Raw genomic sequence first — 12,709 nt, forward strand, 5'->3', positions numbered from 1 at the left:
CTCCCGTGCCTCCGACACTTCTGAAATCACCGACATCTTATCATAAGGATTGCTTAGGAAAAGATCGAAAGGAACGATTTGACTTATGTTTTGCCGACCCTCAGCCTGAGCATGGGTCGACATCCCTGCCGGCCGTTGGCACCGGAGGCGTCGCCATGCAATTTTCCATCATCCTGCTGCATCTGGCGGGTGCGGTCATGCTGCTGCTCTGGGCCGTGCATATGGTGCGCACGGGTGTCGAGCGGGCCTGCGGGCCCGCTTTGCGTGATGCCCTGAGGCAAGCCCGGGGTGAGCGGATCAAATCGGCCGGCGTCGGCACCGTGCTTGCCGTGCTGCTGCAGAGCTCGACCGCCGTCGCTATCCTGGCGGCCGGGTTTGCCGCCAGCGGCATGGTTTCGGTGTCGGCCGGGCTGGCGATCCTGCTGGGCGCCGATCTCGGTTCCGCCCTGGTCGTGCAGGTGCTGTCGTTCGACCTCAGCTGGCTTGTGCCGGCGCTGATCCTGGTCGGCGGCGCGATGGCCCTGAAGTTCGAAGTGGCTGGCATCAGGCATAGCGGGCGAATCCTGATGGGGGTCGCCTTCGTCCTGTTGTCGCTGCATATGATCGGCGAGGCGACCGCACCGATGCGGCAGAGCACCTTGCTGCCACTGGTGATCTCCTATCTGCGCGCGGACTATTTCACCGCCTTTGCCGCCGCTGCCCTGTTCACATGGCTGATCCACTCCAGCGTCGCGGCGATCCTGCTGTTCGTCACGCTTGCCGCGCAAGGCGTCTTGCCGGTCGAGGTCGGTCTGTTCTTCATCCTCGGCGCCAATTGCGGCGGCGCGCTGATCGCGGTTTGGCTGACGCGCGGCGAAGCCGTCGAGGCGCGCCGTATCCCGCTCGGCAATCTGATCTTTCGCGGCACGGCGGCGCTGGCGGCTTTGTTCGCGCTTCAGGCCGTGACCTTCCCGGCGCATCTGTTCGGCGCAACCGAAGGCCGCCAGCTGGTCAACCTGCACCTTGCCTTCAATCTGGTGCTGGTCATCTGCTGCTTGCCGTTCACCGGCATGATGGAGCGGCTGGTCGCCTTGTTGATCGCAGACAGGCCGGTGGCAAAGGCCGAAGAGGGTGGAGACCTGATGTCGCGCCGCACCAGCGCGCTCGACCGCACCGTCATGCGCACACCCGGTCTTGCGCTAGCCAGTGCCACCCGCGAGCTGCTGCGCATGGGCGAAGTCGTCGAGGTGATGCTGCGCCCAGTGATGGATTTCTTCGACGCCGGCACCGGCGACCAGATACGCCAGGCCCAAAAACTCGATGAGGAGGTCAACCGCGCCCATACCGAAATCAAGCTCTACATTGCCGAAGTTAACCGCGGCAGCATGAGCGTAGCCGAAGCGCAGCGCGGCATCGAGCTCACAGACTTCGCCATCAATCTCGAACGCGCCGGCGACATCGTCGCCAAGAACCTGCTCGTGCTCACCCAGGAGCTGCGTGACAAGAACCTGCGCTTCTCACGCGACGGCTGGAGCGAACTGGCCGGGCTTCACAACCGTGTCATGGCCAACATGCAGCTTGCACTCAATGTGCTGGTGTCGAGCGATCTCGATTCGGCGCGGCAACTCGTCGTCGAGAAGGAGCGGATGCGCAGACTGGAACGCACGAGCCACGACCGTCACCTCAAGCGCCTGCAATCGGGAATGCCGCAGAGCATCGACACCAGCGACATCCACCTGGAGGCCGTGCGGGCGCTGAAGGAGATCAACTCGCTGATGGCCTCGGTCGCTTATCCCTTGCTGACGCAGAGCGGTGATCTGCTCGAAAGCCGGCTGGCGAGAGGGGCTGCGGAAGTGAGGGCTCCCGCACTGGCCTGAGGACGGATTCCCGCCCGGCATATCATCATTAAAATCTATAAATCGATACAAAATAACGATTTTACAAATAGATCATTCAGGCCGAGAATAAGGCCACATCGAACGCAGATCGAGCGGAGGACAACATGCTCGCCGAGACGAAATTTGCCGCGGAGCCGCTGGCCAGCCCGGCGCTGGGCGAGCCGTATCTTCTGACCCCGGGGCCGCTCACCACGGCCTATTCGGTCAAGCAGGCGATGTTGCGCGACTGGGGATCGTGGGACGGCGACTTCCGCGCCATGACATCGGATATGCGTCGCCGGCTGCTGGCGCTGACCGGGGACAGGAACGATGAGTTCGACTGCGTGCCGATGCAAGGCAGCGGTTCTTTCTGCGTCGAAGCGATGCTGGGGTCGTTCGTGCCCAGGGACGGCAAGGTTCTTGTGCTGGCCAACGGCGCCTACGGCCTGCGCGCCGCGCAGACCATGCAGTATCTCGGCCGCGCCTATACGCTGATCGACAAGGGCGACTATCTGCCCCCGCGCGGCGACGAGGTGGCAGCGGCCCTCGCGGCCGACCCTGATATCACCCATGTCATCGCCATCCATTGCGAGACCAGTTCCGGCATCCTCAACCCGGTCGCTGAAATTGCCGAAGCCGTCCATGCCAAGGGTCGCAAGCTGCTTGTCGATTCCATGAGTGCGTTCGGCGCCGTGGCGCTCGACGTCAACGAAATCCGCTATGAGGCGATGGTCTCGTCCGCCAACAAGTGCATCGAAGGCGTTCCGGGTTTTGGCTTCATCATCGCGCGCAAGAGCGAACTGGAGGCCGCCAAAGGCAGGAGCCATTCGCTGTCGCTCGATGTCCACGCCCAGTGGGCGCACCTGAACAAGACCGGCCAGTGGCGCTACACGCCGCCGACGCATGTCGTGGCCGCCTTCCTCGAAGCACTGCGCCAGCATGAGGCCGAAGGCGGCGTCGCCGGCCGTGGCGCCCGCTATACGAGGAACCGCGACGTTATGGTGGCCGGCATGCGCGACCTCGGTTTCGAGACACTGCTCCGGGATCGCTGGCTGTCGCCGATCATCGTCACCTTCTTCAACCCGGCTCATGCCAGTTTCGCGTTCGACCGTTTCTACGACCTGATGAAGGACAAGGGCTTCATCATCTATCCGGGCAAGCTGACCGCCGTGGATTCGTTCCGCGTCGGCTGCATCGGCCAGATGGACGAACATGTCATGCGCCGCGTCGTCGAGGCGGCAGCGTTCTCGCTTCATGAAATGGGCGTCGACACCGCCGCCCCACCCGCCGCGGCACTTGCCGAACGCGCCAAACTCGCCGCCTGAAGCGGCCGATTTCGAGGATATCAGATGAACCAGATGTCTCCCATCAATGTCGCCGTCAACGGCCGCACCTACGCCTGGCCTCGCGTGCCGGCCATCGCCATCTGCCTTGACGGCTGCGAGCCGGCCTATCTCGACGAAGCCATTCGTGCCGGGCTGATGCCGGCTCTGGCCAGGATCAAAGAGAAGGGCACGGTGCGTTTTGCGCACTCGGTCATTCCGAGCTTCACCAATCCCAACAATCTGTCGATCGCCACCGGCCGGCCGCCGTCGGTGCATGGCATTTGCGGCAACTATCTCTATGAGCGCGAGACCGGCAAGGAAGTGATGATGAACGACCCGCGCTTCCTGCGCGCGCCGACCATCTTCCAGGCCTTCTACGATGCCGGCGCCAAGGTCGCCGTGGTCACCGCCAAGGACAAGCTGCGTGCGCTGCTCGGCAAGGGCCTCGCCTTCGACGAAGGCCGCGCGCTGTGCTTCTCTGCGGAAAAATCCGACACCACCAGCAAGGCCGAGCACGGCATCGACAATGCCTCGAAGCACTTTGGGCTGCCGGTGCCGGAGGTTTATTCGGCCGAGCTGTCGGAATTCGTCTTTGCCGCCGGTGTTCAGCTGCTGAAGGAATTCCGCCCCGATATCATGTACCTGACGACCACCGACTATGTGCAGCACAAATATGCGCCGGGCGTGCCGCAGGCCAACGCCTTCTACGAGATGTTCGACAAGTACCTGACCGAGCTCGATGCGCTGGGTGCTGCCATCGTCGTCACCGCCGACCATGGTATGAAGCCCAAGCACAAGGCCGACGGCTCGCCCGACGTCGTCTACGTCCAGGATATTCTCGACGAGTGGCTGGGCAAGGACGCCGCCCGCGTCATCCTGCCGATCACCGACCCCTATGTCGTGCACCACGGCGCGCTCGGCTCGTTCGCCACCGCCTATCTGCCTGACGGCGCCGACCAGGCCGGCATCATGGCGCGGTTGGCCAGGATCGACGGCATCATGCTGGTCGTCGACAGCCCGACGGCCTGCGAGCGCTTCGAGCTTCCGGCCGACCGCATCGGCGACATCGTGCTGATCTCGACCGAGAACAAGACGATCGGCACCTCGGAACATCGCCATGACCTGGCGGCTCTGAACGAGCCGCTACGGTCGCATGGCGGGCTGACGGAGCAGGAGGTGCCGTTCATCGTCAATCGTGTGCTGCCGGAATTGCCGAACGAACCTGTGTTGAGAAACTTCGACGCCTTCTACTACGCCACCATGGCGGCGGCGCTGGCTTGAGTCGAGCGTGATTGTCGACCCCCACTCCGCCGAGCTTCGCTCGGCACCTCTCCACCGATCGACGGGGGAGAGGAAAGGCGCCAGGGTTAGCCGCGGCTTAGCCTGGAAACGTTGAGGCACTGACCTCGCCTGATTTCCTCTCCCCCGTCGATCGGGGGAGAGGTGGCCCGAAGGGCCGGAGTGGGGGTCGATCCTCCGCGCAACAGGAATCTGCTGGAGCAGAACCCATGACCAAGCTCGACCCCGCCATCAAAGTTCGCCACGAGCCGATGCGCATCGCCGGCAGACGAGTCGATGCCGACGGCGTCGTCGAGGTGCGCTACCCCTGGAACGACACCGTCATCGGCACCGTTCCGGCCGGCCGCGCCGATCACGCCCGCCAGGCGTTCGAGATCGCCGCCGGCTACAAATCGAAGCTGACCCGCTACGAGCGTCAGCAGATCCTGTTCCGCACCGCCGAGGCATTGGCCTCGCGCCGTGAAGAAATCTCCGATCTCATCACGCTCGAGCTCGGCATCTCCAAGACGGACTCGCTCTATGAGGTCGGCCGTGCCTATGACGTGTTCACGCTGTCGGCGCAGATGTGCATCCAGGATGACGGCCAGATCTTCTCCTGCGACCTCACCCCGCACGGGAAGGCGCGCAAGATCTTCACCACTCGCGAGCCGTTGAAGGCGATCTCGGCGATCACGCCGTTCAATCATCCGCTCAACATGGTCTCGCACAAGGTGGCGCCGGCGATCGCCACCAACAATTGCGTGGTTGTCAAGCCGACCGAACTGACGCCGATGACCGCACTTCTCCTGGCCGACATTCTCTATGAAGCCGGTTTGCCGCCTGAAATGCTGTCGGTGGTGACCGGCTGGCCGGCCGATATCGGCAACGAGATGATCGCCAATGAAAACATCGACCTGATCACCTTCACCGGCGGCGTGCCGGTCGGCAAGATGATCGCCCGCACCGCCGGCTACAAGCGCCAGGTGCTGGAGCTCGGCGGCAACGACCCGCTGATCATCCTCAACGATTTGTCGGACGAGGATCTGGCAAAGGCGGCGGATCTTGCAGTGGCCGGAGCGACGAAAAACTCCGGCCAGCGCTGCACGGCGGTCAAGCGCATCCTCGTCCAGGAAAGTGTCGCCGACCGCTTCGTGCCGCTGGTGCTGGAGCGGGCGAAGAAGATCCGCTTCGGCGATCCGATGGACCGCGCGACCGACCTTGGCACCGTCGTGCACGAGAAGGCGGCGGCGCTGTTCGAAGCCCGCGTCCACATGGCTGCCGAGCAAGGCGCCGAAATCCTCTACAATCCGGGCCGCCAGGGCGCGTTGCTGCCGCCAATCGTCGTCGATCGCGTGCCGCACACATCCGAATTGGTGATGGAAGAGACGTTTGGGCCCATCATCCCGATCGTGCGCGCGCCCGATGACGACGAGGCGCTGATCGCATTGTCCAACTCGACCGCCTTCGGGCTGTCGTCGGGCGTCTGCACCAACTCGTTTCCCCGCATGCAGAAATACATCGCCGGGCTGCAGGTCGGCACCGTCAACATCTGGGAAGTGCCGGGCTATCGCATCGAGATGTCGCCCTTCGGCGGCATCAAGGATTCGGGCAACGGCTACAAGGAAGGCGTCATCGAAGCGATGAAGAGCTACACCAATGTGAAGACATTTTCGCTGCCCTGGTCCTGACCGGACGGCATTGACGGATAGAACAATCGAGGGAGCGTTCGCCGCTCCCTCATTCGCATTTCGGAGACCATGATGGCCGCGATATCTGAACTTGTGCACACCGAAGGCGATTCCAACACCACAGCGGCTCGCGGTCGCTGGGATGCCGGGCAGGGCGATCCGCGGATCCGCGGCCTGCTCGATCGCGACGCGGCCGCCTTCATGCACCAGAGCCTGTCCAGCCCCTGTTTGTCGACGATCGCCAAGGCGCAAGGCATCTGGATCGAGGATACCGCCGGTCGCCGCTTCATGGATTTCCACGGCAACAGCGTCCATCACCTCGGCTATGGTCACCCGAGGCTTGTGGCCGCCATCAAGAAGCAGCTCGATGAGCTCTGCTTTGCGCCGCGCCGCTTCACCTGTGAGCCCGCCGTCGAACTGGCCGAGAAGCTGGCGGCATTGGCGCCCGGCAATCTCGGCAAAGTGCTGTTCACCACCGGCGGCTCGGACGCCATCGAGGTCGCGCTGAAGATCGCCCGCGCCGCGACCGGCCGCTTCAAGACGGTGTCGTTCTGGGATGCGTTCCATGGCGCCGGCTTCGGCGCAGCAAGCGTTGGTGGCGAGGCGACCTTCCGCTCGCACATATCAGGCCCGATGATGACCGGCACCGAGCACGTCGCGCCTTGGGACGGCTATCGCTGCCCCTATGGCCACGATTCCCTGGAAGCATCGGGCCTCGCCTGCGCCAACATGATTGCCTACGTCCTTGGCCGCGAGCAGGACGTGGCGGCGGTCGTCGCCGAACCGATGCGGGCGACGCCAAACCCGCCGCCGCCGGGCTTCTGGAAGCGGGTGCGCGAGGCCTGCGACCGGCACGGCACGCTCTTGATCTTCGACGAGATCCCGACCGGCCTTGGCAAGACCGGCAAATTCTTCGCGCACGAGCATGATGATGTGACGCCTGACATCGTCGTCCTCGGCAAGTCGCTCGGCGGCGGCGTCCTGCCGATCGCCGCCATCATCGCGCGCCGCGATCTCGACGTCACCGGTGGCTTCGCGATCGGCCACTACACCCACGAGAAGAACCCGGTGACGACCCGCGCCGCATTGACGACGATCGACATCATCCTGGAGGAAGGGCTGGTCGAGCGCGCGGCCGAACTCGGTCGGCACATGCTAGGGCGCATGCAGCACCTGATGGCGCGCTCGCCCCATGTCGGCGACGTCAGGGGCAGGGGACTGATGGTCGGCGTCGAGCTCGTCGAGGATCGCGATACGCGCCAGCCGGCACGCGATCTCGCCGAGCGCGTCTTCTATGCTTGCCTTGAACAGGGGCTGAGCTTCAAGATCAGCCAAGGCAACGTGTTGACGCTGTCGCCGCCGCTGGTCATTTCGAAAACCGACCTCGACGGCGCGCTCGACATCGTCGAGCGCACGGTGCTGGCGGCCTGACCGTGAAGGCCGTGCGCACCGACCGCGAACTCGAATGTCCCGGCATCGACGCCGGCTTGCGGGCGAGGGGGGTCGAACTGGTGACGCTGCCGGACGGCATCCCCGAAGCTGATCTCATGCAGGCCGTTGCGGACGCCGATCTTTTGCTGATGTGCTACACGCCGATCACCGCACGGGTGATCGAGGCGGCTCCCAGATTGAACGGCATTGTCAAATATGGCGTCGGCGTCGATGCCATCGACATCCCCGCCGCGATGCGGCGTGGCATTCCCGTTGTCAACGTGCCGGATTATGCTGAGGAAACCGTCGCCGAAGGCGCCTTCGCGCTGATGATCGCGCTGGCCAAGCGGCTGCCCTCCATCACCGCGGCGGTGTCACGTGATGGTTGGATCTGGCCCGAGCAACGCTGGCTGGGGCGCGACATGTCCGGCGCCACGCTTGGGCTCGTCGGCTGCGGCAAGATCGGCCGCAGCATGGCGCGCATGGCAGGCCAAGGATTTCACGCGCGCGTTCTCGGCTTCGATCCCGGTGTCGATGTCGCAACCATGCGCACCGCCGGCATCGAGAAGGTAGAAGACCTCCACGTCATGCTGCGCGCCTGCGATTTCGTTTCCCTCCACTGCGTGCTGAACGACAGGACGCGCGGCTTGATTGGTGAAGCCGAGCTCGCTTGCCTGAAGCCTTCAGCTATCATCGTCAACGTCTCGCGCGGCGCGCTGATCGACGAGGCCGCCCTTGTCGAGGCGATCATCTCGGGGCGCATCGGCGGCGCCGGGCTCGACGTCTATTCGGTCGAGCCGCTGGCCAAATCGGGCCATCCGATGAGCGCGCTGTTCGGCCGCGACAACGTCATCCTGTTTCCGCATCTCACCTTCTTCACGCAGGGGGCCATGCGCCGGCTCGAAGACGACACGCTCGCGCGCTGCTTCGAAATTCTCGAAGGCCGGCCGGTTACCGTTCGTTCGTTCGACCCGCGGCTGCGGGCGCAGACATCTGGGGTTTCATTCGGCTGACCATCACCATCTCTGCCGCCAATCGCGGGCCTTCCGCGAGGCCGGAATCGAAGCCAGGCCAGCGTTGCGACAGTTCCATGACAACTATCAGGTAAAATTTGCCTCTCATAAAATAAATAGATTTTACTTATCGATCGTCAGTCCCCAAAGTCGGCACAACGACGAGATCGAACGGTGCCGCATAAGGCTCCGGCCTACAGGCGAGATCGTCACAGTGCATCGCAGAATGTGCCATCAATCACAGGGGAACTGAGCATGAAATCGCAAAAGGCAACCATAGCTATGGCCTTCGCCGCGTCGCTGTTGGCGTCGTCGGCTCTTGTCGGACCGGCACTCGCCGACGGCGTCGTCACCATCTATTCCGCCGACGGCCTGCATGACGGCAATGGCAGCTGGTTCGAGACCGAATTCGCCGCCTTCACCAAGGCCACCGGCATCACCGTGCAGTATATCGAGGCAGGTTCCGGCGGCGTCGTCGAGCGTGTCGCCAAGGAAAAGTCGAATCCGCAGGCCGACGTGCTGGTGACCTTGCCGCCCTTCGTGCAGCGGGCCGCGGCTGACGGCCTGCTGCAGGACTACAAGCCGGAAGCCGCCGACCAGATCGATGGCGGCACAGACAAGTACCGGCCGCTGGTCAACAACTATATGAACTTCATCTACAACAGTGCCGTCCTGCCTGAAGCGCCAAAGGCCTACAACGACCTGCTCGACTCGAAGTTCAAGGGCAAGATCCAGTATTCTACCCCCGGCCAGGCCGGTGACGGCACCGCCGTCATGCTGCAGATCATCCACGCCTTCGGCAGCGAGGATGCCGGCTTCGAGTTCATGAAGAAGCTGCAGGACAACAATGTCGGCCCCTCCGCTTCGACCGGCAAGCTGACCGCGCTGGTCAACAAGGGTGAGCTGCATGTCGCCAATGGCGATCTGCAGATGAACATGTCGCAGATGGCCGACAATCCCAATATCAAGGTGTTCTGGCCGGCTGGACCTGACGGTGTGCGCTCCACCTTCGCGCTGCCCTATGAAATCGGCCTGGTCACCGGCGCACCCAACGCAGACAACGGCAAGAAACTGATCGACTTCCTGCTCTCCAAGGAAGCCCAGTCGAGCATCAGTTCCGTTGCGCTCGGCATGCCGGCTCGCAAGGACGTCAAGCCGGATGACGCCAACTTCGCCAAGGCGCAGGAGGCGATGAAAGGCGTGACCATCTGGTCGCCGAACTGGGACGACGCGCTGAGCAAGCTGCCCGATTATGTCAAGCGCTGGAACGAAGCGACCGGAAGTTGATCCGCAAGGGAAACCCGGAGGACCACGCCATGTCGGCCGCAGCCTTTACTGGTACCAGTGTCATGGACATCGACGCCGCGAAGGTTCGCGGCGCCGGCTCCAATGTCCATTTCGACAAGGTCAGCGTTGCCTATGGCGCGCATGTCGTCCTGCATCCGCTGACCCTGGATATCGCACCTGGCGAGATCCTGGCGATGATCGGCCCATCCGGATCTGGCAAGACGACGGCCTTGCGCGCCGTGGCGGGCTTCGTGCGACCCGCCAGCGGGCGGATCCGCATCGGCGCCACCGATGTGACCGATCTGCCGCCCTACGAGCGCGGCCTTGGCATGGTGGTGCAGAACTACGCGCTGTTTCCGCATATGCGGGTCGAGGACAACGTTGCCTTCGGCCTCAGAGCACAGCGCGCCGACAAGGCGCTGATCGGTGAGCGGATCAAGGATGCGCTGGGCACTGTCGGCATGTCGGCCTATGCCCGGCGCTATCCGCGCGAGCTTTCGGGCGGCCAGCAGCAGCGCGTGGCGATTGCGCGTGCCTTGGCCGTGCGGCCGCGCGTGCTCCTGCTCGACGAGCCGCTCTCGGCGCTCGACGCCCAGATCCGCCGCAACATGGTCGAGGAGATTGCGCGGCTGCACCGCAGCCTGCCCGGCCTCACGATCCTCTATGTCACCCACGACCAGACCGAGGCACTGACGCTTGCCGACAAGATCGCCATCATGCGCGACGGCAGGGTCTGTTCGCATGGACCGACGACCGAACTCTACCGCCGCCCGCCAAACCGTTTTACGGCCGAGTTCCTCGGCCGCGCCAATCTTCTTCCGGTAACGGTTGCCGAGGCCGTCGGGCCGAAGGGATTTGCCACGGCAAGGCATGGTGACGCGCTGCTGACCGGCGCCGGCCGCAACGAGAAGGCCGGTGACAAGAGCCTGCTCTGTATCAGGCCGCAGCATCTCAGCCTGACCGCCGACAGCGACCATACCAACCGCATCGTGGGCACGCTCCAGGAAGTGCACTGGCAGGGCGAACTGACCCATCTCGTGCTCGACGTCGACGGCACGCCGGTGCGTGTCTCGGCGACCAGGCTGCCGATCGCCTTGCCCGAACCCGGCGCCAAGGTGCCGCTGTTCTTCGCGCCCGCCGACACCTCGCTTCTCCCGGAAGACGCCGGTGTCTGAGGCGGTCGCCATCCCTGCGCCGGCGATGAAGCTCTCGTCGGGTAAATTGTGGATAGTGCCACCGGCGGCCCTGCTGGCGCTGCTGTTCTTCTATCCGTTGGCACTGATTGCCCGCCAGGCCTTCCTCGACGACAGTGGCGTCGCCAATGTCGCCGAAGTCATCCGCGTGCTGCATTCGCGCTTCTTCCTCAACGCGCTGATCAACACGGTGTCGATCTCGGTCGCGGCGACGGCCGGATGTCTGGTCGTCGGCCTCGTGCTGGCGCTGATTCTGGCCTTCGTGCCGTTCCCCGGCAGCGGCTTCATCGCCCGGCTGATCGATACCTTCATCGCGCTGCCGACATTCCTGGTGACGCTTGCCTTCACCTTCCTCTATGGCTCCGCCGGCATGCTCAATGCCGGGCTGATGGAGACCTTTTCGCTGCCGCTGCCGCCCGTCGATTTCCTCTATTCCGCGTGGGGTGTGATCCTGGCCGAGGTCACTGTCTACACACCCTTCATCCTGCGGCCGCTGCTCGCCGCCTTTTCGCTGGTCGACCGTGGCCAGATCGAAGCGGCGAGCGTGCTCGGCGCGCGGCCGTTTCGCATCGTTCGCCAGGTGATCCTGCCGGCGGCAATCCCGGCACTCATCGCCGGCGGCAGCCTCTGCCTGTTGTTGACCGTCAACGAATTCGGCATCGTGCTGTTCATCGGCGCCAAGGGCGTCATCACCCTGCCGCTGCTGATCTACGGCAAGGCGATCCAGGAATCGGCCTATCAGGTCGCCTGTATCATCGCCGTCGTCAACATCGCGCTGTCACTCGGCCTGTTTGGCCTCTACCGTTTCGCCGCCGGCCGGTTGGGAGCCTAGCCTATGCTGGTCTGGTCACGCTCCGGTCGTCTTGTCCTGTGGGTGCTCTTCGCACTGATCTTCGGCGTGCTGTTCCTGGCGCCGCTCGCGGTCATCCTCCTGTCCAGCCTCGCCGACCAGTGGAACGGCGTGCTGCCCAACGGCCTGACGACGGAGCACTACACTGATGTCATTTCCGGTGCCGCCGGCAGAGCGGTCAAGGCGAGCCTGGTCACCGGCTTCCTGGCCAGCGCGCTGGCGCTGGTCAGCGGCACCTGGGCGGCCCTGTCGCTGCGCCTCCAGGGCCATGCCTTGCGGCGGCTGCTCGGCCTTTTGTTCTTCATCCCAAGCGCGGTCCCTTCGGTGTCTGTCGGCCTTGGCCTGCTGGTTGCCTTCAGCCATCCGCCGCTGCTGCTCAACGGCACGATCGCGATCGTCATGATCGCGCATTTCGTGCTGATCTCGGCTTTCACCTTCGGCAATGTCTCGGCTGGACTGGCGCGGCTGTCGCCCGACTTCGAGCAGGTGGCATCGAGCCTCGGCGCTCGCCCGGCCTACCGGCTTTGGCACGTCACACTGCCCTTGCTCGCACCCTATCTGGTCGCCGCCTTCGGTCTCAGTTTCGCGCTGTCGATGGGGGAACTCGGCGCCACCGTCATGGTCTACCCGCCGGGTTGGGTGACGCTGCCGGTCTCGATCTTCAGCCTTACCGATCGCGGCGACATCTTTGCCGGCGCGGCACTGACAATGATCCTGGTCGTGGCGACGCTGGTTCTCTTGCTCGGGCTGGAGCGCATTACCAAGCGCGCTACCGGCTCGTAGGACTT

General features: G+C 64.1%; 10 protein-coding genes. All 10 read left to right on the forward strand.

Annotation, left to right across the window (positions count from 1 at the left end; translation table 11 throughout):
• Positions 1–155 precede the first annotated feature (155 nt).
• The 10 genes from EN949_RS05435 to EN949_RS05480 all read left to right on the forward strand — a co-directional run bounded on the left by EN949_RS05435 (position 156) and on the right by EN949_RS05480 (position 12,704).
• Complete coding sequence (locus EN949_RS05435) at positions 156–1,856, forward strand: Na/Pi cotransporter family protein (protein ID WP_127365744.1); 1,701 nt, start codon at positions 156–158, stop codon at positions 1,854–1,856.
• 125 nt (positions 1,857–1,981) lie between these two features.
• On the forward strand, positions 1,982–3,181 hold the full coding sequence (locus EN949_RS05440) for a 2-aminoethylphosphonate--pyruvate transaminase (RefSeq protein WP_063167532.1): 1,200 nt from the start codon (positions 1,982–1,984) through the stop codon (positions 3,179–3,181).
• A gap of 24 nt (positions 3,182–3,205) precedes the next feature.
• A complete protein-coding gene (phnA, locus tag EN949_RS05445; protein ID WP_127370798.1) occupies positions 3,206–4,462 on the forward strand; it encodes a phosphonoacetate hydrolase in 1,257 nt (418 codons plus the stop codon).
• A 227-nt stretch (positions 4,463–4,689) separates the two neighbouring features.
• Positions 4,690–6,147 (forward strand): phosphonoacetaldehyde dehydrogenase, encoded by a 1,458-nt coding sequence (gene phnY / locus EN949_RS05450; protein WP_127365742.1) that lies wholly within the window; start codon positions 4,690–4,692, stop codon positions 6,145–6,147.
• 72 nt (positions 6,148–6,219) lie between these two features.
• Positions 6,220–7,578: an aspartate aminotransferase family protein gene (locus tag EN949_RS05455; protein ID WP_027163929.1), complete on the forward strand. Its 1,359-nt coding sequence runs from the start codon at positions 6,220–6,222 to the stop codon at positions 7,576–7,578.
• A 2-nt stretch (positions 7,579–7,580) separates the two neighbouring features.
• Positions 7,581–8,591: a C-terminal binding protein gene (locus tag EN949_RS05460; RefSeq protein WP_013533036.1), complete on the forward strand. Its 1,011-nt coding sequence runs from the start codon at positions 7,581–7,583 to the stop codon at positions 8,589–8,591.
• 255 nt (positions 8,592–8,846) lie between these two features.
• Positions 8,847–9,878, forward strand: coding sequence for a 2-aminoethylphosphonate ABC transporter substrate-binding protein (locus EN949_RS05465; protein WP_127365741.1), 1,032 nt, complete (start codon positions 8,847–8,849; stop codon positions 9,876–9,878).
• 29 nt (positions 9,879–9,907) lie between these two features.
• Entirely contained in the window at positions 9,908–11,053 is a 1,146-nt protein-coding gene (locus EN949_RS05470; protein ID WP_127365740.1) for an ATP-binding cassette domain-containing protein, read from the forward strand.
• Positions 11,046–11,903: a 2-aminoethylphosphonate ABC transporter permease subunit gene (locus EN949_RS05475; RefSeq protein ID WP_063167537.1), complete on the forward strand. Its 858-nt coding sequence runs from the start codon at positions 11,046–11,048 to the stop codon at positions 11,901–11,903. Before EN949_RS05470 ends, EN949_RS05475 begins: the two co-directional genes overlap by 8 nt.
• 3 nt (positions 11,904–11,906) lie before the next feature.
• Positions 11,907–12,704 carry an ABC transporter permease subunit gene (locus tag EN949_RS05480; RefSeq protein ID WP_013533032.1) on the forward strand — a complete coding sequence of 266 codons (798 nt, stop codon included), beginning with the start codon at positions 11,907–11,909 and terminating at the stop codon, positions 12,702–12,704.
• Positions 12,705–12,709: the final 5 nt, after the last annotated feature.

The sequence above is a fragment of the Mesorhizobium sp. M7A.F.Ca.US.007.01.2.1 genome, from assembly GCF_003998165.1.
Classification (GTDB): domain Bacteria; phylum Pseudomonadota; class Alphaproteobacteria; order Rhizobiales; family Rhizobiaceae; genus Mesorhizobium; species Mesorhizobium ciceri.